We start from the raw sequence: 25,794 nt of genomic DNA on the forward strand, positions 1-25,794 counted from the left end.
CACGAGGAAAAGAAACCAATGAGCAAGCTGCGCGTGGCCGTCCTCGGCGCCCGGGGGCGCATCGGGTCGGAAGCGGTACGGGCCGTCGAAGCCGCCGACGACCTGGAACTCGTCGCGGCCCTGGGCCGGGGCGACCGACTGGAGACCCTGGCCGAGGTCGGAGCGGAGGCCGTGGTCGAGCTGACCACACCGGACTCGGTGATGGACAACCTCGACTACTGCCTGCGGCACGGCATGCACGCCGTTGTCGGCACCACCGGTTGGAACGACGACCGACTCGCGCAGCTGGGCGGCTGGCTCGACGCCTCACCGAAGACCGGAGTGCTGATCGCGCCGAACTTCTCCATCGGCGCGGTCCTCACCATGAAGTTCGCCCAGCAGGCGGCCCCCTACTTCGAGTCGGTCGAAGTCGTCGAACTCCACCACCCGAACAAGGCCGACGCCCCTAGCGGCACCGCCACCCGCACCGCGCAGTTGATCGCGGCGGCCCGCGCAGAAGCAGGCTGCACCGCCCAGCCGGACGCCACGGCCACGGCCCTGGACGGCGCCCGCGGCGCCGATGTCGACGGCGTCCCGGTGCACGCGATCCGGCTCCGCGGCCTCCTCGCCCACCAGGAGGTCCTGCTCGGCGGGGAGGGTGAGACCCTCACCATCCGACACGACTCACTGCACCACAGCAGCTTTATGCCGGGCATCCTGCTGGGCGTTCGCCGTGTGGTGACCACTCCGGGCCTGACCTTCGGGCTGGAACACTTCCTCGATCTGGCCTGAGGGCTCGAACCGTCATGCGCGCGAAGATCACCTACCTCGTCCTGGCCACCGCCCTGGTCGTCTACTTCGTCCTGGTCGGCAGCCGGGGCATCATGCTCATCCAGCAGGGCACACTGATCACCGTCACCTTCGGGCTGGCCGTGCTGATCCTGCCGGTCATCGGCATCTGGTTCCTCTGGAAGAACACCCAGTTCGTCACCCGTGCCCATCGGCTGGCCGCGGAACTGGAAGCCGAGGGCGGCCTGCCCGTGGACGACCTCGTACGACTGCCCAGCGGACGGATCGACCGCGACTCCGCCGACCGAGTCTTCACCCAGCGCCAGGCTGAGACGGAGGCGGCTCCGAACGACTGGCGCACCTGGTTCCGGCTGGCCATCGCCTACCACGACGCCCGTGACACCCCCCGTGCCCGCAAGGCCATGCAACGCGCCATCGCACTCCACGCGGCACCCCCGAAGTAGCCGGGACGCCCGTCCGCGCCCAGCCGAAGACACAGACCAAACCGAAGACACAGACCAAGACAGCCGAGGAGGCCGGTCACCCCCGGGGGTGACCGGCCTCCTCGGCTGTCTTGGCGACTTCGCGACCTCACTCCGGCCGGTACTCCGAACCCCATACCTCCACGGTGTCCGCAGCGCGGTCGAACGCCTCGACACGGGACAGGAAGTCCGCGTTGTGATCGGTCAGCAGCAGAAGGGAATCACTCGATCCCTTCCGTACGAGAAGGAGCGCCTGGCCCTGGACCGTACGGGGCAGCCCCAGCCACCGCACGGGCTGCTGCGCCGTCCGGATCTCCGCGATCCGGGCCCATTCCACCGTGGTGGTCAAGACGAAGGCGACGCGCCGCAAGCCATGCCGGCTCACCCACACCCCCATGCGCAGCAGACGCAGGGCCGCCGCGATGACGCCGCCTCCCAGCGCCATGCACACGGCCGCCCCGCCGAGCGCACCGGCGAACGCGGTGATCATTCCGGCGATCAGTACGAAGGAGGCGAGGAGGAGCAGCACAGCCGCGACCCCCACCCGCCAGGGCCCGGGACGGTAGGGCCGTCGCCACAGGTCATGATCGTCGAAGGGCAGGGCAACATCGTCCGCGTTCGCGTCGAATGTGCGGTCCGCCGTCAAGAAGGGCAGGGGCACGACTGATCCTCACTCACCAGCACACGGGATGGGGCTGTGACGGGTGAGGCTACCGAGGTGCCCTTCGGCCGACCACCCCAGGGGGGCCGTACGGGTCAGCGACGCTCGGCCGCTTCGGACTGCTGGCTGTGGGCCGGTGCGGTGCTGGACTCCAGCGAAGGCATGCCCAGGAGCAGCGAACCGACGAGGCCCGCGACGATGGTCAGGCCGGTCAGGGTGCGACCCGTGAGTTGGGAGACGCTCGGGCGCTGTCTCGGTGGGGGAGTGACGTTACTGCGGAACTGATTGCGCTCGGCCACGAACGAAAAGGGGACGGCCTCGCGCCGGCGGAACATCAGGCACTCTCCTCGGTGTGATGATCGAGCTGTCACTCCTATAGACGTACGGAAAGCGGAATCGGTGCCCATTTTTCGCTGCCGATCCGAGCCGGCCGGCTGCCGAGGAACCGATATGAGGACGGACGACGCCCCCCGGTGCCCCCGGGCAAGCAGGGCGGCTCACGCATCTCGGTCATGGGTCTGTCACGGGGTCTGTCACGGCGGCGGCCGTGGTGTGGTCGCGCGGTGACCGAGGTCGATCGGGGTCCGGCCGTGGGTCGGTCGAAGAAGGATGACGAGGCAGGTGGACTAGAGTGGTCGCCGCCCACGCAGCCCTTGGAAGGACCCCTCCCGGTGACCGATACGCCCGCCGAGTCCGCCACCCCCAGTTTCCGCGCCGACGTCAGCGTCGAGCTGGTGAAGCAGGCCGCCGCAGACTCCGACGTACTCTGGGCCGCCCGCGTCTCGACGGCAGGAGAGCAGTCCCTCGCGGAGTTGCAGAAGGACCCCGAGCGTTCCAAGGGGCTCATCAACTTCCTGATGCGCGACCGTCACGGCAGCCCCTTCGAGCACAACTCGATGACCTTCTTCATCACCGCCCCGATCTTCGTCTTCCGCGAGTTCATGCGGCACCGCGTGGGCTGGTCGTACAACGAGGAGTCGGGCCGCTACCGGGAGCTCCAGCCGGTCTTCTACGTCCCCGGCCAGGACCGCAAGCTGGTCCAGGAGGGCCGCCCGGGCAAGTACGTCTTCATCGACGGCAGCCCCGAACAGCACAAGATCGTCAGTGAGGCGATGGAGGACTCCTACCGCCGGTCGTACGAGACGTACCAGGAGATGCTGGCCGCGGGCATCGCCCGAGAGGTCGCCCGTGCGGTCCTCCCGGTGGGCCTTTTCTCCTCGATGTACGCCACCTGCAACGCCCGCTCGCTGATGCACTTCCTCGGTCTGCGCACCCAGCACGAACTCGCAGCAGTCCCGTCCTTCCCGCAGCGGGAGATCGAGATGGTCGGAGAGCGCATGGAGGAGCACTGGGCCCGGCTGATGCCGCTGACCCACGCCGCCTTCAACGCGAATGGCCGCATCGCCCCCTGACGTCCGGGGACTCGACCTCCGCAAGCGATTCCCCCGGATTTCCGGAGGGGGACTTCTTCAGCGGCCCGCCCTGACCGTTGGGGACACATGTACGGACTCGTCCGGCGAAGTGTCCACATTGCGGTGTTTCATGAAGTTCATCTAGGCTGATCAAACGGACCCGGCACTGCCTGAACCCCCGAGCAGGCAGTGCCGGGCTCCTTGCGTCAGTCGTACGTCACGCCCCTCAAGGGACACAGTGTGCTGAGCAACGAGTAGCGTGTTACCCATGGCTCCGATCTCCACTCCGCAGACCCCCTTCGGGAGGGTCCTCACCGCCATGGTCACGCCATTCACGGCGGACGGCGCACTCGACATCGACGGCGCGCAGCGTCTGGCGGCCCATCTGGTGGACGCAGGCAACGACGGCCTCATCCTCAACGGCACCACCGGAGAGTCGCCCACAACCAGTGACGCGGAGAAAGACCAGCTCGTACGGGCAGTACGGGAAGCGGTGGGAGATCGCGCCCACATCGTGGCCGGCATCGGCACCAACGACACCCGCCACAGCATCGAACTCGCCCGTGCGGCCGAGCAGGCCGGTGCCCATGGCCTCCTCGCGGTGACCCCCTACTACAACAAGCCCCCCCAGCAAGGACTGCTCCGCCACTTCTCGGCCATCGCCGACGCCACCGAGCTGCCGGTCATGCTCTATGACATCCCCGGTCGCAGTGGCGTCCCGATCGACACCGAAACGATCGTGCGACTCGCCGAGCACCCCCGGATCGTCGCCAACAAGGACGCCAAGGGGGACCTGGGCCGGGCCAGCTGGGCCATCGCCCGCAGCGGTCTCGCCTGGTACTCGGGCGACGACATGCTCAACCTTCCGCTGCTCTCCGTCGGCGCGGTGGGCTTCGTCTCCGTCGTCGGCCATGTCGTCACCCCGGAACTGCGCGCCCTCGTCGACGCGCACATCAACGGCGACGTCCAGAAGGCCACCGAGATCCACCAGCGGTTGCTTCCCGTCTTCACCGGAATGTTCCGGACACAGGGCGTCATCACCACCAAGGCGGCCCTCGCCCTGCTCGGCCTGCCCGCCGGCCCCCTGCGGCTCCCCCTCGTCGAACTGTCACCCGAGGAGACCGCCCAGCTGAAGATCGACCTCACGGCCGGCGGGGTACAGCTGTGACCACAAACTTCACAACTAAATAAGTGAAACGACCCGATCGATCACGATCGGGTACAGAACCTGCAAGTGCACGAATGTCACGTACGCCACGTGTCCTCAGCGGCACGTGGCGTATGTGGTGAGGAGAGTCTTTTGAGCCATCCGCATCCCGAACTCGGCCTTCCGCCGAAGCTCGCCAAGGGCGGACTGCGTGTCACCCCTCTGGGCGGGCTCGGTGAGATCGGTCGAAACATGACGGTCTTCGAAATCGACGGCCGACTGCTCATCGTCGACTGCGGCGTCCTCTTTCCCGAGGAGGAGCAGCCCGGCATCGACCTGATCCTGCCCGACTTCACCACCATCAGGGATCGCCTCGACGACATCGAGGGAATCGTCCTGACCCACGGGCACGAGGATCACATCGGTGGTGTCCCTTATCTGCTGCGGCTGAAGCAGGACATCCCGCTCATCGGGTCCAAGCTGACGCTCGCCCTTATCGAGGCGAAGCTTCAGGAGCACCGCATCCGGCCGTACACGCTTGAGGTCTCCGAAGGGAACCGCGAGCGCATCGGCCCCTTCGACTGCGAGTTCATCGCGGTCAACCACTCCATCCCCGATGCCCTGGCGGTGGCGATCCGCACCTCGGCGGGGATGGTGGTGCACACCGGTGACTTCAAGATGGACCAGCTGCCGCTGGACCGTCGGCTCACCGACCTCCATGCGTTCGCCCGGCTCAGCGAGGAGGGCATCGACCTCCTGCTGTCCGATTCGACGAACGCCGAGGTCCCCGGGTTCGTCCCGCCGGAGCGGGACATCTCCAATGTGCTGCGGCAGGTGTTCGCCAACGCGCAGAAGCGCATCATCGTCGCGAGTTTCGCCAGCCATGTGCACCGCATCCAGCAGATCCTCGATGCAGCCCACGAGTACGGCCGTCGGGTCGCCTTCGTCGGCCGGTCGATGGTCCGCAATATGGGCATCGCACGGGACCTCGGCTACCTCCGCGTCCCGGCCGGCCTCGTCGTGGATGTGAAGACCCTCGACGACCTGCCGGAGCACGAGATCGTCCTGGTGTGCACGGGCTCCCAGGGCGAACCGATGGCGGCCCTGTCCCGGATGGCCAACCGGGACCACCAGATCCGCATCGTCCAGGGCGACACGGTCATCCTGGCGTCATCGCTGATCCCCGGCAACGAGAACGCCGTCTACCGCGTCATCAACGGCCTCAGCCGCTGGGGCGCGAATGTCGTGCACAAGGGCAACGCCAAGGTGCACGTCTCGGGCCATGCGTCCGCGGGCGAGCTGCTGTACTTCTACAACATCTGCAAGCCGAAGAACCTGATGCCGGTCCATGGTGAGTGGCGCCACCTGCGGGCCAACGCGGAACTCGGAGCGCTGACCGGCGTCCCGAAGGACCGCATCGTCATCGCCGAGGACGGCGTGGTCGTCGACCTGATCGACGGCAAGGCCAAGATCGTCGGCAAGGTGCAGGCAGGCTATGTGTATGTGGACGGCCTGTCGGTCGGCGATGTCACGGAGTCCTCGCTGAAGGATCGCCGAATCCTCGGGGACGAGGGCTTCATCTCGGTGTTCGTGGTGGTCGATTCCACCACCGGCAAGGTCGTCGGTGGTCCCCACTTCCAAGCACGCGGTTCCGGCATCGATGACTCCGCCTTCGGCGACGTCATGCCGAAGATCGAGGAAGCGATCGCCAGATCGGCTTCCGACGGAGTGGTGGAGCCGCACCAGATCCAGCAGTTGGTGCGCCGAACCGTGGGCAAGTGGGTGTCCGACACCTACCGTCGACGCCCGATGATCCTCCCCGTGGTGGTCGAGGTCTGACGGTCTGACGACGCGCCAGCCGGAGCGGAGCGCCTCGATTTGCATCGAGGCGCTCCGCTCCAGTACGTTTACGACCCCGCCCGACCGGGAACCCGGAGTCTTCAGACACTTGGTCACCCGATCTCATCGGAACGGGAATTCCGACTCAGAATCTTCTGATAAAGTCGGCTCAGCCGAAAGGCGAAAAGCCCTTCCAATCGGGTGCTGGATCGAATTCGAAGTCCGGAAACGGAGTGAGAAAAAGGTCTGGTAGGGTTGGAAACGCAAGACCGGAGGGAAAAGCCCGGAGAGTCCTGAGAGGGACTTGAAGGAAGCGTCCGTTCCTTGAGAACTCAACAGCGTGCCAAAAGTCAACGCCAGATATGTTGATACCCCGTCTCTTAGGAGATGTGGTTCCTTTGAAAAAAGTCCTCATGCCATTGGTTTGGTGTGGGGCGCACTACAGCGAGGACGCTGTGAACCGTTCCGAATATTCCTTCGGATGGTTCCGCTCTTGTGTGGTGTTTGACCCGGTTTCGGGTAGACATTCACGGAGAGTTTGATCCTGGCTCAGGACGAACGCTGGCGGCGTGCTTAACACATGCAAGTCGAACGATGAAGCCTTTCGGGGTGGATTAGTGGCGAACGGGTGAGTAACACGTGGGCAATCTGCCCTGCACTCTGGGACAAGCCCTGGAAACGGGGTCTAATACCGGATACCACCTGAAGGGGCATCTCTTCGGGTTGAAAGCTCCGGCGGTGCAGGATGAGCCCGCGGCCTATCAGCTTGTTGGTGGGGTGATGGCCTACCAAGGCGACGACGGGTAGCCGGCCTGAGAGGGCGACCGGCCACACTGGGACTGAGACACGGCCCAGACTCCTACGGGAGGCAGCAGTGGGGAATATTGCACAATGGGCGAAAGCCTGATGCAGCGACGCCGCGTGAGGGATGACGGCCTTCGGGTTGTAAACCTCTTTCAGCAGGGAAGAAGCGAAAGTGACGGTACCTGCAGAAGAAGCGCCGGCTAACTACGTGCCAGCAGCCGCGGTAATACGTAGGGCGCAAGCGTTGTCCGGAATTATTGGGCGTAAAGAGCTCGTAGGCGGCTTGTCGCGTCGGATGTGAAAGCCCGGAGCTTAACTCCGGGTCTGCATTCGATACGGGCAGGCTAGAGTGTGGTAGGGGAGATCGGAATTCCTGGTGTAGCGGTGAAATGCGCAGATATCAGGAGGAACACCGGTGGCGAAGGCGGATCTCTGGGCCATTACTGACGCTGAGGAGCGAAAGCGTGGGGAGCGAACAGGATTAGATACCCTGGTAGTCCACGCCGTAAACGTTGGGAACTAGGTGTTGGCGACATTCCACGTCGTCGGTGCCGCAGCTAACGCATTAAGTTCCCCGCCTGGGGAGTACGGCCGCAAGGCTAAAACTCAAAGGAATTGACGGGGGCCCGCACAAGCAGCGGAGCATGTGGCTTAATTCGACGCAACGCGAAGAACCTTACCAAGGCTTGACATATGCCGGAAAGCATCAGAGATGGTGCCCCCCTTGTGGTCGGTATACAGGTGGTGCATGGCTGTCGTCAGCTCGTGTCGTGAGATGTTGGGTTAAGTCCCGCAACGAGCGCAACCCTTGTTCTGTGTTGCCAGCATGCCTTTCGGGGTGATGGGGACTCACAGGAGACTGCCGGGGTCAACTCGGAGGAAGGTGGGGACGACGTCAAGTCATCATGCCCCTTATGTCTTGGGCTGCACACGTGCTACAATGGCCGGTACAATGAGCTGCGATACCGTGAGGTTGAGCGAATCTCAAAAAGCCGGTCTCAGTTCGGATTGGGGTCTGCAACTCGACCCCATGAAGTCGGAGTTGCTAGTAATCGCAGATCAGCATTGCTGCGGTGAATACGTTCCCGGGCCTTGTACACACCGCCCGTCACGTCACGAAAGTCGGTAACACCCGAAGCCGGTGGCCCAACCCCTTGTGGGAGGGAGCTGTCGAAGGTGGGACTGGCGATTGGGACGAAGTCGTAACAAGGTAGCCGTACCGGAAGGTGCGGCTGGATCACCTCCTTTCTAAGGAGCACTTCTTAACCAGTCTTTCGGGGTTGGTTCAGAGGCCAGTACATCGGCGAATGTTCGATGCTGGTTGCTCATGGGTGGAACGTTGACTATTCAGTGAGCTTGCTTGCTGGTTCATCACGAGTACTACTGCTTGATTTATTGAGTGGTGTGGAAAGTGGTGGCTGGTGGGTGGGTTTGTTGGGCGCGCTGTTGGGTGTCTGAGGGCATGGGCGATTTTTGCTTGTGTTCCTTCTGCCGGTCCCGGTGTACTCGCTCAGGTTTGGGTGGGGTGATGGGTGGCTGGTCGTTGTTTGAGAACTGCACAGTGGACGCGAGCATCTGTGGCCAAGTTTTTAAGGGCGCACGGTGGATGCCTTGGCACCAGGAACCGATGAAGGACGTGGGAGGCCACGATAGTCCCCGGGGAGTCGTCAACCAGGCTTTGATCCGGGGGTTTCCGAATGGGGAAACCCGGCAGTCGTCATGGGCTGTCACCCATGCCTGAACACATAGGGCATGTGGAGGGAACGAGGGGAAGTGAAACATCTCAGTACCCTCAGGAAGAGAAAACAACCGTGATTCCGGGAGTAGTGGCGAGCGAAACTGGATGAGGCCAAACCGTATATGTGTGATACCCGGCAGGGGTTGCGTATGCGGGGTTGTGGGATCTCTCTTTTACGGTCTGCCGGCCGTGAGACGAGTCAGAAACCGTAGTCATAGGCGAAGGACATGCGAAAGGTCCGGCGTAGAGGGTAAGACCCCCGTAGCTGAAATGATTGCGGCTCGTTTGAGAGACACCCAAGTAGCACGGGGCCCGAGAAATCCCGTGTGAATCTGGCGGGACCACCCGTTAAGCCTAAATATTCCCTGGTGACCGATAGCGGATAGTACCGTGAGGGAATGGTGAAAAGTACCGCGGGAGCGGAGTGAAATAGTACCTGAAACCGTGTGCCTACAAGCCGTGGGAGCGTCGCATATCAAGCTTTTGTTTGGTATGTCGTGACTGCGTGCCTTTTGAAGAATGAGCCTGCGAGTTTGCGGTGTGTTGCGAGGTTAACCCGTGTGGGGGAGCCGTAGCGAAAGCGAGTCCGAATAGGGCGTTTTAGTAGCATGCTCAAGACCCGAAGCGGAGTGATCTAGCCATGGGCAGGTTGAAGCGGCTGTAAGAGGTCGTGGAGGACCGAACCCACCAGGGTTGAAAACCTGGGGGATGACCTGTGGTTAGGGGTGAAAGGCCAATCAAACTCCGTGATAGCTGGTTCTCCCCGAAATGCATTTAGGTGCAGCGTCGTGTGTTTCTTGCCGGAGGTAGAGCACTGGATAGGCGATGGGCCCTACCGGGTTACTGACCTTAGCCAAACTCCGAATGCCGGTAAGTGAGAGCACGGCAGTGAGACTGTGGGGGATAAGCTCCATGGTCGAGAGGGAAACAGCCCAGAGCATCGACTAAGGCCCCTAAGCGTACGCTAAGTGGGAAAGGATGTGGAGTCGCAGAGACAACCAGGAGGTTGGCTTAGAAGCAGCCACCCTTGAAAGAGTGCGTAATAGCTCACTGGTCAAGTGATTCCGCGCCGACAATGTAGCGGGGCTCAAGCGTACCGCCGAAGTCGTGTCATTGCAGCATATAGGGCTAACGCCTGTTGTGATGGGTAGGGGAGCGTCGTGTGCCGGGTGAAGCCGCCGCGTAAGCGAGTGGTGGACGGTTCACGAGTGAGAATGCAGGCATGAGTAGCGATACACACGTGGGAAACGTGTGCGCCGATTGACTAAGGGTTCCTGGGTCAAGCTGATCTGCCCAGGGTAAGTCGGGACCTAAGGCGAGGCCGACAGGCGTAGTCGATGGACAACCGGTTGATATTCCGGTACCCGCTTTGAAACGCCCAATATCGAGCCCATTAATGCTAAGGCCGTGAAGCCGCCCTTGATCTCTTCGGAGTGAGGGGGAGTGGTGGAGCCGCTGATCCAAGGTGGTAGTAGGTAAGTGATGGGGTGACGCAGGAAGGTAGTCCAGCCCGGGCGGTGGTTGTCCCGGGGTAAGGGTGTAGGCCGTGTGGTAGGTAAATCCGTCACACATTAAGGCTGAGACCTGATGCCGAGCCGATTGTGGTGAAGTGGATGATCCTATGCTGTCGAGAAAAGCCTCTAGCGAGTTTCATGGCGGCCCGTACCCTAAACCGACTCAGGTGGTCAGGTAGAGAATACCGAGGCGTTCGGGTGAACTATGGTTAAGGAACTCGGCAAAATGCCCCCGTAACTTCGGGAGAAGGGGGGCCATTCTTGGTGATCCGATTTACTCGGTGAGCTGGGGGTGGCCGCAGAGACCAGCGAGAAGCGACTGTTTACTAAAAACACAGGTCCGTGCGAAGCCGTAAGGCGATGTATACGGACTGACGCCTGCCCGGTGCTGGAACGTTAAGGGGACCGGTTAGCTCCATTTCGGTGGGGCGAAGCTGAGAACTTAAGCGCCAGTAAACGGCGGTGGTAACTATAACCATCCTAAGGTAGCGAAATTCCTTGTCGGGTAAGTTCCGACCTGCACGAATGGCGTAACGACTTCTCGACTGTCTCAACCATAGGCCCGGTGAAATTGCACTACGAGTAAAGATGCTCGTTTCGCGCAGCAGGACGGAAAGACCCCGGGACCTTTACTATAGTTTGATATTGGTGTTCGGTTCGGCTTGTGTAGGATAGGTGGGAGACTGTGAACAGCACACGCCAGTGTGTTGGGAGTCGCTGTTGAAATACCACTCTGGTCGTGCTGGATGTCTAACCTGGGTCCGTGATCCGGATCAGGGACAGTGTCTGATGGGTAGTTTAACTGGGGCGGTTGCCTCCTAAAGAGTAACGGAGGCGCCCAAAGGTTCCCTCAGCCTGGTTGGTAATCAGGTGTTGAGTGTAAGTGCACAAGGGAGCTTGACTGTGAGACCGACGGGTCGAGCAGGGACGAAAGTCGGGACTAGTGATCCGGCGGTGGCTTGTGGAAGCGCCGTCGCTCAACGGATAAAAGGTACCCCGGGGATAACAGGCTGATCTTCCCCAAGAGTCCATATCGACGGGATGGTTTGGCACCTCGATGTCGGCTCGTCGCATCCTGGGGCTGGAGTCGGTCCCAAGGGTTGGGCTGTTCGCCCATTAAAGCGGTACGCGAGCTGGGTTTAGAACGTCGTGAGACAGTTCGGTCCCTATCCGCTGTGCGCGTAGGAGTCTTGAGAAGGGCTGTCCCTAGTACGAGAGGACCGGGACGGACGAACCTCTGGTGTGCCAGTTGTCCTGCCAAGGGCATGGCTGGTTGGCTACGTTCGGAAAGGATAACCGCTGAAAGCATCTAAGCGGGAAGCCTGCTTCGAGATGAGGACTCCCACCCCCTTTGAGGGGTTAAGGCTCCCAGGAGACTACTGGGTTGATAGGCCAGATCTGGAAGGCGGGTAACCGCTGGAGGTGACTGGTACTAATAAGCCGAGGGCTTGTCCATAGAGGCTCGCGTCCACTGTGTTGGTTCTGAAACCACGACCGTGACATTTCCGGTTGGTTTTATAGTGTTTCGGTGGTTATTGCGTTAGGGAAACGCCCGGTTACATTCCGAACCCGGAAGCTAAGCCTTTCAGCGCCGATGGTACTGCAGGGGGGACCCTGTGGGAGAGTAGGACACCGCCGAACAATCATTGTGATAAGGGCCCTGTACCGGGTAGGTATAGGGCCCTTTCGCATTTCCCAACACATTTCCCGGGCAGCCTCTTATTTGGAGGGAGAGTTGCCCGCTCGGACGGGGCCGGCTGCCCTCCGCTTCGAAGTGGGGAATCTGAACCAGGCTCAGGGCCTCTCTGCCCAGTGCTGGATTCATCGTGGGGGAAGGTCTATCCGGCGTAGATGGTTCTGCGCAGCGCGGGTTTCGGGGTATGATCTATTCCGTTGCCGCAGCGCAACAGGCCCCAATAGCTCAGTCGGTAGAGCGTCTCCATGGTAAGGAGAAGGTCTACGGTTCGATTCCGTATTGGGGCTCAAGCAGAAGGCCCCCGCCGTTGGCGGGGGCCTTCTTTGCGTTCCACGACCTTCGAGTATCTGGGCCGTGTCCGGCTAGCGGGCGTGCAGCTCGGGGACACGCATGGCGAGGATGGCCATGTCATCGGAGGCAGGCTCTGCCGCGAATCGTTCGACCGCACGCAGTACGCGTGTCGCGACTGCTCCCGCAGTGAGTCCCGTACAGGCCGTGAGAACTTCCATGAGGCCCTCGTCGCCCAACATGCGCGTCCCTTCCCGGCGTTCGGTGACTCCGTCGGTGACGCACAGGAGGACATCGCCCGGATTGAGGGTCACCATCTGCTCGTGCAGTTCGAGGTCCTCCATGACGCCCAGCAGCGGCTGGGGGTCCGCGGCCGGCTCCACCGTGCCGTCCTGGCTCAATCGCAGGGGGAGGGGATGGCCGGCGCACACGACCTTGAGGAGTGCGCTGCCATCCTCCTGGGGCCACAACTCGCCGTAGAGGAGTGTGAGGAAACGGCTTCGGGCGCCCTCGTCGAGGATCGCGGCGTTCAGGCGCTCCAGGACCGCGGGGCCGCCGAAGCCTTCACGGGCCAGGAGGCGCAGGGCGTGCCGGGCCAAGCCCGTGACCGCAGCGGCCTCAGGGCCCGTACCGCACACATCGCCGATGGCGAATCCGTACGCACCGTCGCGGATGGGGAAGACGTCGTAGAAGTCGCCGCCGACCTCGTTGCCCTCGCCCGCGGCACGGTAGATGACCTCGACCTCAACTCCGGGGATGTCAGGCATCTCCGGAGGCAGCAGACTGCGCTGGAGCGACTGGCTGATGGCGACCCGCTCGGAGTACAGCCGGGCGTTGTCCAGGGCCAGGGCCGCACGACGGGACAGGTCCTCGGCCAGTTCGAGGATCTCCTGGCGGAAGTGGTCGTCGGACGGCTTGCCGAGCGTGAGCATTCCGATCACACGGTTGCGGGCGACCAACGGCAGCACGACCGTCTCGCCGCCCACGGCAGCGGCGGTGGCGAGCGTGGTGCCGATGCCCGACGACACCGGCGGAGCCGTACCCAGCCCCAGCTGGTGTTTGGAGGCCAGTAGGGCGGCCTGCTGGGCCGCCTTGCCCGGTGCGGTCCAGATGCGTGCTCCTGGAGTCGGTACGGGGTCCGGCGGGGCGATGGTGGACAGGAGCGCCTTGAGGCCGTCGATGCGTTCCTCGTCCTCGTGGAGGACGTAGCTGAGGTACGGGTCCGACGCCTGGTCGGCGATCGTATAGACGGCACACCAGGTGGCCAGGGTCGGGACCGTCATCTGCGCCATCAGGGCCAGTGTCTGGTCACGATCGAGTGTTCCGGCCAACAGGTCGGATGCTTCGACGAGGAACGAGAGCGAGCCGCGCCGCAACCGCTCCAGTTCGCCGAGTCGGGCGGACTCGACGGCCAGTGCGATGCGGTCCGCGGCGAATTGGAGGCGCAGTGCCTCCTCGTTGGAGTAGCGGCCCGCGGACTCCGCGGCCACCCCGAGGGAACCGGTGAGTCTGCCCTCCACCTTGAGGGGGACGGTGACGACGGAACGCATCCCGGTCGAGTTGAGCAATGGCACCGCACCGGGCACGGCGACGAGGTCCTCGTGGACCGCGGGCATCCTGGCCGAGCCGTAGCGTCCGGTACCGGCCTCGACGGTCACCCGGGCGAAACGCTGACGGGCCGACGGGAGTCCGGTGGTGGCGCGCACCTCCAACTCGGTCTCGTCGTCGGTTGCAAGCAGCAGGAAGGCCGCGTCGCCGTCGAGCATGTCACGGGCGCGTTCCACGGTGCGCTGGAGCAGGCCGTCGAGGTCGTCCGGTGCCGGGGAGCCGATGAAGACCTCGAACGGGTCCGTCGCGTTGTTCTCGGTGCCGGAGTCGCTGACGGGAGCGCGCTGCGGTGTCTGGAGGACGGCGCGTTCGTCGTCCCTGACGAGGAGGCAGACGGTGGACGGCTCGCCGTTGGTGTCCCGTACCCGCAGGTGTGAGGCGTAGACGGGGACCACTCGGCCGTCGGTGTCGCGGATGCCGTAGCTGCCCTCCCAGCGGGACAGCAGCAGGGCTTCGGCCAGGCCCGTACCGATGCTCGGGGTGTGCGGCCAGGCGGCGATGTCACCGAGGGGTTTGCCGATGACCTGCTCAGCGGCGTATCCGAAGATGCGCTCGGCGTCCTCGTTCCACGCCGAGATCACCTTGGCCGCGTCGATCTGGAGGACCGCCACGCGCACCCGCTGGTCGGCGACGGGGAGGAGCGAGGTCGGCAGCACCGGACCGGCGGAGCGAGTGCCCACCGGGCGTTGGGGCAGGTCGAGCTGGAACCACACCTGTTTGTGGGTGGGCGTGTACTCGACGCCCCAGCGGGAGGCGAGCGCGGAGCACAGCAGTAGCCCACGGCCGTTCTCGCTGTCGAGGTTGCCGAGGGCGCGCGTCGCGCTCTGGATGGGAACCTCGCGTTCGGGGTAGCGGTCGGCGACTTCGACCCGCACGCTGTCTTCCGTGCGCAGACACAGCACGTCGGCTGCGGTTCCCGCGTGGATGATGGCGTTGGTGACCAGTTCACTGGTGAGGACCACGGCGTCGTCGACGACTTCCGAGTGCCCCCAACCCTGGAGCGTGTCACGTACGAAAGCGCGGGCGGTCGCGACGGACCGCCCGACAGGATCGAAGCTGGCAGCCGCCCGCGCGGTGATCACAGAACTCCTCATACGCGTCTCGACGCCCGGCTTAGCCATGATCGGCTTGCCCCTCCCGGTGCCCGGTGGTAGTTCGCACGCCCACATCGACCCGGCCGGGCAGACCGGGGCGGTTGGACAGCCGGATGCCAGGTTACTTACCTTCGCTGTCCGAGCGGATGCCGGTCGCTGCTGTTTCCGCCCTGCAAGGGCGGAGACGTTATGCGAAGCTGCCGAACTGTTATGGCCTTGTTCGGCGTGGGTGAAACACTGGGCAGGATTCCGGATATAGCCCGGGTAGTACGGCCAACCCCTGCGGGAGGGACACGGTGGAGTCTGGCACGGCATCGCGTGGTGCGAGCACGCGTGCGAAAGGCGGACGATCCCGGAGTAATGGGACGACCGAGGTAGATACGGCTGCCCTGAACCGGCTGCTGGCCGCCCTGGTGTCCATGCGGGACGGCAATCTCCGTAGGCGTCTGACGGTGTCCGGCGACGATGTGATGGCCGAGATCGCGGCCGTCTACAACGAGGTCGCCGACCGGAATCTCCACCTCACCGGGGAGCTCGCGCGAGTGCGCAGGGTCGTCGGACGTGAGGGAAAGCTGACGGAGCGGCTGGAGACCGGGGCGTGCGAGGGCTCCTGGGCCGCCGCGATCGACGCCTCGAACGCCCTGGTCGACGATCTCGCGCGGCCGGTGTCCGAGGTGGGACGGGTCCTGTCCGCGGTGGCCGAGGGCGACCTCGATCAGCGGATGGAGGTGCGGTCACAGGGCGCGGACGGCGTCGAGCGACCGCTGCGCGGGGAGTTCCTCAAGGTCTCCCGTACGGTCAACAGCCTGGTGGACCAGTTGTCGGCGTTCACCGACGAGGTCACCCGGGTGGCCCTTGAGGTGGGAACCGAGGGCAAGCTGGGCGGTCAGGCCCAGGTGCGGGGGATGTCCGGTTCGTGGAAGGACCTCACGGACTCGGTCAACACGATGGCGCACCGGCTCACCGCTCAGGTGCGGGACATCGCACTGGTCACCACCGCGGTCGCCAAGGGTGACCTGTCACAGAAGGTCACCGTCCATGTGGACGGAGAGATGCTGGCGCTGAAGAACACCGTCAACACGATGGTCGACCAGCTCCAGTCGCTCGGCTCCGAAGTCACCCGGGTCGCGCGTGAAGTGGGCACCGAGGGCGAGCTCGGGGGACAGGCCGAGGTGCCAGGTGTCGCGGGTGTCTGGAAAGACCTCACCGACTCCGTCAACACGATGGCGGGCAATCTGACCTCCCAGGTCCGCGGTATCGCCGAGGTCACCACGGCGGTCGCCAACGGTGATCTGTCACAGAAGGTCACCGTCAGTGCGCGGGGCGAGGTGGCCCAGCTCGCCGAGACGATCAACCAGATGACGGAGACCTTGCGCACTTTCGCGGACGAGGTCACCCGAGTGGCCAGCGAGGTGGGTGCGGAAGGACTGCTCGGCGGTCAGGCGCAGGTGCCGGGCGCCGCGGGGACCTGGAAGGACCTCACGGATTCGGTGAACACCGTGTTCCGCAATCTGACGACACAGGTGCGGGACATCGCCCAGGTGACCACCGCGGTGGCGAACGGTGATCTGTCGCAGAAGGTCACCGTGGACGTGGCCGGTGAGATGTTGGAGTTGAAGAACACCGTCAACACGATGGTGGACCAGCTCCAGTCCTTCGGTTCGGAGGTCACCCGGGTCGCCCGTGAGGTCGGTGTGGAGGGGCGGCTCGGCGGCCAGGCCGAGGTGCCGGGAGCGGCGAACACCTGGAAGGACCTCACCGACTCGGTGAACACGGCCTTCAGGAACCTCACCGGCCAGGTGCGGGACATCGCCCAGGTGACGACCGCCGTCGCCAATGGCGATCTGTCGCAGAAGGTCACGGTCGACGTGGCCGGTGAGATGTTGGAGTTGAAGAACACCGTCAACACGATGGTGGCGCAGCTCTCCTCCTTCGCCGACCAGGTCACACGGGTGGCACGGGACGTGGGCACGGAGGGCCAGCTCGGCGGGCAGGCCCGGGTGGACGGGGTGAGCGGCACCTGGAAGGAGTTGACGGACTCCGTCAACTTCATGGCCGGGAACCTGACCTCGCAGGTGCGTCAGATCGCGCAGGTCACCACTGCGGTGGCGCGGGGTGATCTCTCACAGAAGATCGACGTCGATGCCCGGGGTGAGATCCTCGAACTGAAGAACACGATCAACACGATGGTGGACCAGTTGTCCGCCTTCGCCGAGCAGGTGACCCGCGTGGCCCGCGAGGTGGGTACGGACGGTCGGCTCGGTGGCCAGGCACAGGTGCCCGGCGTGGCTGGCGTGTGGCGTGATCTGACGGACTCGGTGAACGGCATGGCGGGCAACCTGACCTCTCAGGTCCGCAACATCGCCCAGGTCGCGACCGCGGTGGCGCGTGGTGACCTGTCGCAGAAGATCGACGTCGATGCCCGGGGCGAGATCCTGGAGCTCAAGAACACGCTGAACACCATGGTGGACCAGCTCTCGAACTTCGCCGAGCAGGTCACGCGGGTGGCTCGCGAGGTCGGCACCGAGGGCATCCTCGGGGGGCAGGCCGAGGTGCAGGGCGTCTCCGGCACCTGGAAGGACCTCACCCAGTCCGTCAACTTCATGGCGAACAATCTGACGTCCCAGGTGCGCAACATCGCCGAGGTGACCACGGCGGTCGCCAAGGGCGACCTTTCCAAGAAGATCACCGTGGACGCCAAGGGCGAGATCCTCGAACTGGTCACGACGGTCAACACCATGGTCGACCAGCTGCTGGACCTCGCCGACGAGGTGACCAGGGTCGCGCGTGAAGTCGGTACGGAAGGCGTCCTGGGCGGTCAGGCCCGAGTACGCGGTGTGACCGGCATCTGGAAGGACCTCAGCGACAACGTCAATCTGATGGCCAGCAACCTGACCAACCAGGTGCGGAACATCGCACGGGTCTCGGCGGCCGTCGCCAACGGCGATCTGACGAAGAAGGTGACGGTCGAGGCCCGGGGCGAGGTCGCGGAGCTGGCCGACACGGTCAACACGATGGTGACGACGCTGTCGTCGTTCGCGGACGAGGTGACCCGCGTGGCTCGCGAGGTGGGCACCGACGGTCGGCTCGGTGGCCAGGCCCATGTACCCGGGGTGTCGGGCACCTGGAAGGACCTGACCGAGTCCGTGAACTCGATGGCGTCCAATCTGACGGGCCAGGTGCGTCAGATCGCCACGGTCACGACCGCCATCGCCAAGGGAGACCTGACCCGCAAGATCGACATCGATGCGCGGGGCGAGATCCTGGAGTTGAAGACCACCATCAACACGATGGTCGACCAGCTGTCGTCGTTCGCCGGCGAGGTGACCCGTGTCGCCCGGGAAGTGGGCACCGACGGTCAGTTGGGCGGCCAGGCCCGGGTCCGGGACGTGGACGGTACCTGGCGGGACCTGACCGAGTCGGTGAACGAGATGGCCGGGAACCTGACCCGGCAGGTGCGCGCGATCGCCGCCGTGGCCACCGCGGTCACCCGTGGCGACCTCAATCTGAAGATCGACGGTGTGGATGCCGCGGGCGAGATCCAGGTGCTCCAGGACAACATCAACACCATGATCGTGAACCTGCGCGACACCACGCTCGCCAATGAGGAGCAGGACTGGTTGAAGGGCAACCTGGCCCGCATCTCCGGTCTGATGCAGGGGCGGCGCGACCTCGACGACGTCGCCTCGCTGATCATGAGCGAGCTGACACCGGTGGTCTCCGCGCAGCACGGGGCGTTCTTCCTCGCGATGACGACCGGCGGCAATGGGACGGACGTGCCCGGGAGCGGTTCGGGCGGCTCCGAGACCTCGTACGAACTGTGCATGCGCGGGAGCTACGGCTACTCGGCGGGGCTCATGCCCACGTCCTTCAGGCCGGGCGAGACGCTGATCGGTACGGCCGCCGAGGAGAAGCGGACCATCCAGGTCAATGTGCCGCCGGGGTATCTGAAGATCTCCTCCGGACTGGGGGAGGCATCGCCGGCGCATGTGATCGTGCTGCCGGTGCTCTTTGAGGGGAAGGTGCTCGGAGTGATCGAGTTGGCGTCGTTCCAGCCGTTCACCCACATCCAGCGCGACTTCCTCAACCAGATCGCCGAGATGATCGCCACGAGCGTCAACACCATCAGCGTCAACACCAAGACCGAGGTGTTGCTGAAGCAGTCCCAGGAGCTCACCGAGCAGCTGAGGGAGCGTTCGGCCGAGTTGGAGAACCGACAGAAGGCGCTCCAGGAGTCGAACGCCGAGCTGGAGGAGAAGGCGGAACTGCTGGCGCAGCAGAACCGGGACATCGAGGTCAAGAACACCGAGATCGAAGAGGCCCGGCAGGTGCTGGAGGAGCGGGCCGAGCAGCTCGCGGTGTCGATGCGGTACAAGAGCGAGTTCCTGGCGAACATGTCGCACGAGCTGCGCACCCCGCTCAACTCGCTGCTGATCCTGGCCAAGTTGCTCGCGGACAACGCCGAGGGCAATCTCTCGCCCAAGCAGGTGGAGTTCGCGGAGACCATTCACGGCGCCGGATCGGATCTGCTTCAGCTGATCAACGACATCCTCGACCTGTCGAAGGTCGAGGCGGGGAAGATGGACGTCAGCCCCACCCGTATCGCGCTGGTCCAGCTGGTCGACTACGTGGAGGCCACCTTCCGTCCGCTGACCGCGGAGAAGGGGCTCGACTTCTCCGTACGGGTGTCGCCGGAGCTGCCGGCCACCTTGCACACCGATGAGCAGCGGCTGTTGCAGGTGTTGCGCAATCTGCTGTCGAACGCGGTGAAGTTCACCGATTCCGGTGCCGTCGAGCTGGTGATCCGGCCGGCCGCCGCGGACGTGCCCCAGTCGATTCGCGAACAGCTGTTGGAGGCGGGGTCGCTGCGCGAGGCGGACGCCGATCTGATCGCCTTCTCGGTCACGGACACCGGGATCGGGATCGCCGCGGGCAAGATGCGGGTGATCTTCGAGGCGTTCAAGCAGGCGGACGGGACGACGAGCCGCAAGTACGGGGGCACCGGGTTGGGGCTGTCCATCAGTCGGGAGATCGCCCGGCTGCTGGGTGGCGAGATCCACGCCGCGAGCGAGCCGGGCCGGGGTTCGACGTTCACGCTCTATCTGCCGCTGCACCCGACCGAGTTGCCGCCGCAGGGCTATGGCCAGGACGAGTCGGGTGACGGGTCCGTCGGCGATTCGTCCCACGTCGTGACGCAGATCCAGGAGGGGCGGATCGGTCAGGGCGACGGGCACAACGCCGGGCCTGCCGCGCTCTTCCGTCGTCGTCGCAAGGCGCTGAACGGTTCGGACGCCCGGGCGGCACTGCCGGCTCGCCCGTCGGAGACCACGACAGCGGGGCCGGACCACATGACGGACGTCGAGTTCGGCATGGAGTCGCAGGGACTGCCGGAGACGCGGCCGACCTTCCACTTCGACAACGAGAAGGTGCTGATCGTCGACGACGACATCCGCAACGTCTTCGCGCTCACCAGCGTGCTGGAGCAGCACGGTCTGTCGGTGCTGTACGCGGAGAACGGTCGCGAGGGCATCGAAGTCCTGGAGCAGCACGATGATGTGACGGTCGTTCTGATGGACATCATGATGCCGGAGATGGACGGGTACGCGACGACCACGGCGATTCGTCGGATGCCCCAGTTCGCCGGTCTGCCGATCATCGCGCTCACTGCCAAGGCGATGAAGGGTGATCGTGAGAAGGCGATTGAATCGGGTGCGTCGGATTATGTGACGAAGCCGGTCGACCCTGACCACTTGCTCTCAGTGATGGAGCAGTGGATGCGCGGGGAGTGAATCAAGCAGGCGGAGAACTTGGGTAATTGCTGATCGATACTGACCGACTCTGGCCGAAGGTGTGTGAGACGGTGGTGTTCGGGGAACCTTCTGGTCTCCCGGTGCGTTTCCGGTCTGTGCACAGTGACATCCCGGTGACAGGGTGTGGCGACGGGCAGGGTGCGGCTACCATGACCGGCACAAGGACGGGCGGCGCAAGGGAGTCGTCCCCTGGGGTGGCGCCCGGTGCGTCTTGCGGTTCACGGAGCCGATGAGACCCCAAGCCGGGGCGAGGAGGACGGGGCATGGTGCAGAAGGCCAAGATCCTCCTGGTCGATGACCGGCCGGAGAATCTGCTGGCGCTGGAGGCCATTCTCTCCGCGCTCGATCAGACGCTGGTGCGGGCATCGTCAGGGGAGGAAGCGCTCAAAGCGCTACTGACGGACGACTTCGCGGTCATCCTGCTGGATGTTCAGATGCCCAGCATGGACGGCTTCGAGACCGCCGCGCACATCAAGCGGCGGGAGCGGACCAGAGACATTCCGATCATCTTTCTTACGGCGATCAACCACGGCCCGCACCACACCTTCCGGGGATACGCGGCGGGCGCGGTCGACTACATCTCCAAGCCGTTCGACCCCTGGGTGCTCCGGGCCAAGGTCTCGGTCTTCGTCGAGCTGTACATGAAGAACTGCAAACTGCGGGAGCAGGCTGCGCTGCTGCGGCTACAGCTCGAAGGCGGTGGGCAGAGCGGCGCGGGCGTCAGCAAGGAGTCTGTGGGGCTGCTTGCAGAGCTGTCCGCACGGCTCGCGGCGGTGGAGGAGCAGGCGGAAGCGCTCTCCAAGCAGTTGGACGACGAATCCGCGGATGCCGGCGCCGTGGCCACCGCCGCCCATCTCGAACGCAAACTGACCGGCCTGCGCCGAGCTCTGGACGCCCTGGAGCCGGGTACGGGCGGCCCGTCGCCCCTCCCCTCGCAGAACTGAATCACCCCCCGAACCTCCCGCTGAGCCGCAGGTCGGGCACCGCGCCGAATGACGGCACAGTTGTGTGATGAGCGCGTGCGGTCCGGGCGACACGAACGGGTGAAGCGGTACGCACACGTGTCCACCGCCCCTCACACCGGTAACCTCACCCCCATGGCCTCACGTACGTCCGGCAAGGGTTCCCCCGGCACTACAGGCACCGGCGGGAAGCCGCGCGCCGGCCGTGCGAGCGGTGCCGCCGGCCCCGTGAAGAAGGCGGCAGCGGCCAAGAAGGCGCCGGTGAAGAAGGCCGCCCCGGGCAAGAGGCCCCCGGCCAAGAGGGTGCCCGCCAAGAAGACAGCGGCCAAGAGGCCGGTCCCCAAGCCTGCGCCGTCTCCCACCGGGGGCGTACTGCGCCTCCTGCGTGCCCTCGTGCTCGGGCTCGGGCGTGCGGTGGGCGCGGTGTTCCGCGGAATAGGACGCGGTGCGAAGGGCCTTGATCCCGCGCACCGCAAGGACGGTCTCGCCCTGCTGCTGCTCGGGCTTGCGCTGATCGTCGCCGCGGGCACCTGGTCGCACCTGCGTGGCCCGGTGGGCGATCTGGTCGAGATGTTGGTGACCGGTGCCTTCGGCAGGCTCGATCTTTTGGTGCCGATACTGCTCGGTGCCGTTGGAATCCGGCTGATCCTCTATCCGGAGCGGCCCGAGGCGAACGGTCGCATCGTGATCGGCCTGTCCGCCCTGGCGGTCGGGATTCTGGGGCAGGTGCACATCGCCTGCGGCTCCCCGGACCGGGGCGAGGGCACCGAGGCTATGCAGGACGCGGGCGGACTGATCGGTTGGGGAGCGTCGAAGCCGCTCGTCTTCATGATGGGCGAAGTGCTGGCCGTACCCCTGTTGCTCCTGCTGACCGTCTTCGGCCTGCTCGTGGTCACCGCGACGCCGGTGAACGCCATTCCGCAGCGGCTTCGGCTGCTCGGCACCAGATTGGGACTCGTCCAGCCCAATCCGGTCCTGGCGGACGACGACGAGTTGAGCGACGACGAGCAACGGTACGAGGAACAGTGGCGCGAGTCGGTACCCGGTCGCACCCGGCGTGCCGGCGCACGCCGTGGATCCTCCGATGAGTACGCAACCGAGTACGCGCCCCAGTCCGCCGAGGAGGACGCGCTCTCGCAGCGCCGGCGGCCCCGTAGGCAGTCGGCACCGCCCACCGGAGATCGGCCGATGGACGCCGTCGACGTCGCCGCTGCGGCTGCCGCTGCACTCGACGGCGCCGTCTACAACGGCCTGCCGCCGTCACCACTGGTCGCCGGCCTCACCCGGGACGTGACCGCGGACCGCCGCCAGGCCGCCTCGCCCGTGCCGCCCGCCCGTGGTTCCGAGCGGGCCGAGGAACCCGCCTCGGCGACCGGTTCGGGCGTACCGGACCTGACCAAGCCCGCGCCCGAGCGCTCGCAGGCCCTGCCGGCGCGTGCCGAGCAGCTTCAGCTCGCGGGGGACATCACCTATTCGCTGCCCTCCCTCGATCTGCTGGAGCGGGGCGGGCCCGGGAAGACGCGCAGTGCGGCCAACGACGCCGTCGTGGCCTCGCTCACCAACGTCTTCATGGAGTTCAAGGTCGATGCCGCCGTCACGGGATTCACCCGCGGTCCCACTGTGACCCGGTACGAGGTCGAGCTCGGCCCGGCCGTCAAGGTCGAGCGGATCACCGCCCTGACGAAGAACATCGCGTACGCCGTCGCCAGCCCCGACGTACGGATCATCTCGCCCATCCCCGGCAAGTCCGCCGTCGGCATCGAGATTCCCAACACCGACCGGGAGATGGTTAACCTCGGGGACGTGCTGCGGCTCGCGGACGCCGCGGAGGACGACCATCCGATGCTGGTGGCGCTCGGCAAGGACGTCGAGGGCGGCTATGTGATGGCCAACCTCGCCAAGATGCCGCACATCCTTGTCGCGGGGGCGACCGGCTCAGGCAAGTCGTCCTGCATCAACTGCCTCATCACGTCCGTGATGATAAGGGCGACTCCGGAGGATGTACGCATGGTGCTCGTCGACCCCAAGCGGGTCGAACTCACCGCGTACGAGGGCATTCCTCATCTGATCACCCCGATCATCACCAACCCCAAGCGGGCCGCGGAAGCGCTCCAGTGGGTGGTCCGCGAGATGGACCTGCGCTATGACGATCTCGCCGCCTTCGGTTATCGACACATCGACGATTTCAACCAGGCGATTCGCAACGGAAAGGTGAAGCTGCCCGAGGGCAGCGAACGCGAGCTCCACCCCTATCCGTATCTGCTGGTGATCGTCGACGAGCTGGCCGATCTGATGATGGTCGCCCCCCGTGACGTGGAGGACGCCATCGTCCGCATCACCCAGCTGGCGCGCGCTGCGGGCATCCATCTGGTACTGGCGACCCAGCGGCCGTCCGTCGACGTCGTCACCGGGCTGATCAAGGCGAACGTGCCCTCCCGGTTGGCCTTCGCCACCTCGTCGCTGGCCGACAGTCGGGTCATCCTGGATCAGCCGGGCGCGGAGAAGCTGATCGGCAAGGGCGACGGGTTGTTCCTGCCGATGGGCGCGAACAAGCCCACCCGTATGCAGGGCGCCTTCGTCACCGAGGACGAGGTCGCCGTCGTCGTCCAGCACTGCAAGGATCAGATGGCCCCCGTCTTCCGCGACGACGTCGTGGTGGGCTCCAAGCAGAAGAAGGAGATCGACGAGGACATCGGCGACGATCTTGACCTGCTCTGCCAGGCGGCCGAACTCGTGGTGTCGACCCAGTTCGGGTCCACCTCGATGCTCCAGCGCAAGCTGCGGGTCGGCTTCGCCAAGGCCGGACGCCTGATGGACCTGATGGAGTCCCGCAACATCGTGGGCCCCAGCGAGGGTTCCAAGGCCCGCGACGTCCTGGTGAAGTCCGATGAAATCGATGGCGTGCTGGCCGTCATCCGGGGGGAGTCTCAGAGTTGAGGGATTTTGATGGGCAACCGTTTCCCCCGGTCGAACGTCAAGTTGAGGGAGAGGCGGTGTAACCGTCACGACAGCCCTCACCGTCGCGGACGTCACCAGCCATTCCGATGGCGTACAAAGTCTGTCCGCCCGGTTGCCCCACCCTTTCGTACCACCCATACACTGAACCTCCAGCAGGTGGTTACACGCTCGAAAGGCACCCCCGTGTCCATCGGCAACTCCCCCGAAGACGACCGGCCTTCCCCAGAGGAAGAGCGGCCTTCGATCGGCCGTGTCCTCCAGCAGGCCCGTATCACGTCAGGTCTGACCGTAGACGAGGTCAGTGCCACCACCCGGGTGCGCATCCCGATCGTGCATGCGATCGAGCAGGACGACTTCGCCCGCAGCGGCGGCGATGTCTACGCCCGCGGTCACATCCGCATGATCGCGCAGGCGGTCGGGCTCGACCCCGACCCGCTCGTCGCACAGTACGACTCCGAGCACGGCGGCAGGCCCGCCCCGACTCCTGCCGCACCCCTGTTCGAGGCCGAGCGCATCCGGCCCGAACCGCGCCGTCCCAACTGGACCGCCGCCATGGTGGCCGCGATCGTCGCCGTGGTGGGCTTCGTCGGTTTCACCTTCTTCAACGGCGAGGACGACGGGGGAAAGAAGCAGCAGGTCGCCGAGGGACCGGCAGCGGAGGAGAAGCCGCAGCCCACCAAGGCCACGAACACCAAGCCCGCCGACCCCAAGCCCGACCCGTCGGACGGTGCCATCGCCGCCGTGCCGAAGGACAAGGTGACGGTCACCCTGTCCGTGCTCGAAGACAAGAGCTGGATCTCCGTCAAGTCCCACAACGGCAAGCTGCTGTTCGACGGCACGCTGAACAAGGGCGATTCCCGGACCTTCCAGGACGATGATCGAATCGATCTCATCCTGGGCAATGCCGGCGCGATCGAGCTGTTCGTGAACGGCAAGAAGGTCGAGGACGAGTTCAAGCCGGGACAGGTCGAGCGACTCTCCTACACCAAGGGCGACCCCGAGGCCGGCTGAGT

The 25,794-nt window shown here is 64.9% G+C and carries 12 protein-coding genes, 1 tRNA gene and 3 rRNA genes; 13 read left to right on the forward strand and 3 right to left on the reverse strand.

What is annotated here, in order from left to right; genetic code table 11:
• Nucleotides 1–18 precede the first annotated feature (18 nt).
• Both dapB and OID54_RS27905 read left to right on the forward strand, forming a co-directional pair.
• Nucleotides 19–771, forward strand: a complete 753-nt coding sequence (gene dapB, locus OID54_RS27900; RefSeq protein WP_329023884.1) for a 4-hydroxy-tetrahydrodipicolinate reductase — start codon at nucleotides 19–21, stop codon at nucleotides 769–771.
• Nucleotides 772–785: 14 nt separating this feature from the next.
• Nucleotides 786–1,232, forward strand: coding sequence for a hypothetical protein (locus OID54_RS27905; protein WP_329023886.1), 447 nt, complete (start codon nucleotides 786–788; stop codon nucleotides 1,230–1,232).
• Between the two features lie 127 nt (nucleotides 1,233–1,359).
• Here OID54_RS27905 and OID54_RS27910 read toward each other — a convergent pair whose 3' ends face one another.
• Nucleotides 1,360–1,911, reverse strand: a complete 552-nt coding sequence (locus OID54_RS27910) for a hypothetical protein (RefSeq protein WP_329023887.1) — start codon at nucleotides 1,909–1,911, stop codon at nucleotides 1,360–1,362.
• A gap of 95 nt (nucleotides 1,912–2,006) precedes the next feature.
• Nucleotides 2,007–2,246, reverse strand: a complete 240-nt coding sequence (locus OID54_RS27915; protein WP_329023889.1) for a hypothetical protein — start codon at nucleotides 2,244–2,246, stop codon at nucleotides 2,007–2,009.
• A 336-nt stretch (nucleotides 2,247–2,582) separates the two neighbouring features.
• On the opposite strand from OID54_RS27915, the gene thyX reads away from it, so the two are divergent.
• From thyX to OID54_RS27950, 7 genes are all read left to right on the forward strand, one after another.
• A complete protein-coding gene (gene thyX / locus OID54_RS27920; protein ID WP_329023891.1) occupies nucleotides 2,583–3,323 on the forward strand; it encodes an FAD-dependent thymidylate synthase in 741 nt (246 codons plus the stop codon).
• 268 nt (nucleotides 3,324–3,591) lie between these two features.
• Nucleotides 3,592–4,491, forward strand: coding sequence for a 4-hydroxy-tetrahydrodipicolinate synthase (gene dapA, locus OID54_RS27925; RefSeq protein WP_329023893.1), 900 nt, complete (start codon nucleotides 3,592–3,594; stop codon nucleotides 4,489–4,491).
• A 132-nt stretch (nucleotides 4,492–4,623) separates the two neighbouring features.
• Complete coding sequence (locus OID54_RS27930) at nucleotides 4,624–6,309, forward strand: ribonuclease J (protein WP_329023895.1); 1,686 nt, start codon at nucleotides 4,624–4,626, stop codon at nucleotides 6,307–6,309.
• Nucleotides 6,310–6,835: 526 nt separating this feature from the next.
• Nucleotides 6,836–8,361: ribosomal RNA gene (locus tag OID54_RS27935) — 16S ribosomal RNA — on the forward strand.
• Between the two features lie 331 nt (nucleotides 8,362–8,692).
• Nucleotides 8,693–11,821, forward strand: a 23S ribosomal RNA gene (locus OID54_RS27940).
• 68 nt (nucleotides 11,822–11,889) lie between these two features.
• A 5S ribosomal RNA gene (gene rrf, locus OID54_RS27945) occupies nucleotides 11,890–12,006 on the forward strand.
• Together the 16S, 23S and 5S rRNA genes with 1 tRNA gene alongside form the textbook arrangement of a ribosomal RNA operon.
• A gap of 269 nt (nucleotides 12,007–12,275) precedes the next feature.
• Nucleotides 12,276–12,348 (forward strand) — tRNA-Thr (locus OID54_RS27950).
• Between the two features lie 75 nt (nucleotides 12,349–12,423).
• Here the strand turns inward: OID54_RS27950 and OID54_RS27955 are convergent.
• Complete coding sequence (locus tag OID54_RS27955) at nucleotides 12,424–15,078, reverse strand: SpoIIE family protein phosphatase (protein ID WP_329023897.1); 2,655 nt, start codon at nucleotides 15,076–15,078, stop codon at nucleotides 12,424–12,426.
• 269 nt (nucleotides 15,079–15,347) lie between these two features.
• Between OID54_RS27955 and OID54_RS27960 the strand changes: the two genes are divergently transcribed.
• The 4 genes from OID54_RS27960 to OID54_RS27975 all read left to right on the forward strand — a co-directional run bounded on the left by OID54_RS27960 (nucleotide 15,348) and on the right by OID54_RS27975 (nucleotide 25,792).
• On the forward strand, nucleotides 15,348–20,840 hold the full coding sequence (locus OID54_RS27960) for a HAMP domain-containing protein (protein ID WP_329023899.1): 5,493 nt from the start codon (nucleotides 15,348–15,350) through the stop codon (nucleotides 20,838–20,840).
• A gap of 284 nt (nucleotides 20,841–21,124) precedes the next feature.
• Nucleotides 21,125–21,805, forward strand: coding sequence for a response regulator (locus OID54_RS27965; RefSeq protein WP_329023900.1), 681 nt, complete (start codon nucleotides 21,125–21,127; stop codon nucleotides 21,803–21,805).
• A gap of 153 nt (nucleotides 21,806–21,958) precedes the next feature.
• Nucleotides 21,959–24,760 (forward strand): DNA translocase FtsK, encoded by a 2,802-nt coding sequence (locus tag OID54_RS27970; RefSeq protein WP_329023902.1) that lies wholly within the window; start codon nucleotides 21,959–21,961, stop codon nucleotides 24,758–24,760.
• Between the two features lie 204 nt (nucleotides 24,761–24,964).
• Nucleotides 24,965–25,792 carry a helix-turn-helix domain-containing protein gene (locus tag OID54_RS27975; RefSeq protein ID WP_329023904.1) on the forward strand — a complete coding sequence of 276 codons (828 nt, stop codon included), beginning with the start codon at nucleotides 24,965–24,967 and terminating at the stop codon, nucleotides 25,790–25,792.
• Nucleotides 25,793–25,794: the final 2 nt, after the last annotated feature.

Source organism: Streptomyces sp. NBC_00690 (assembly GCF_036226685.1).
Classification (GTDB): Bacteria; Actinomycetota; Actinomycetes; order Streptomycetales; family Streptomycetaceae; genus Streptomyces.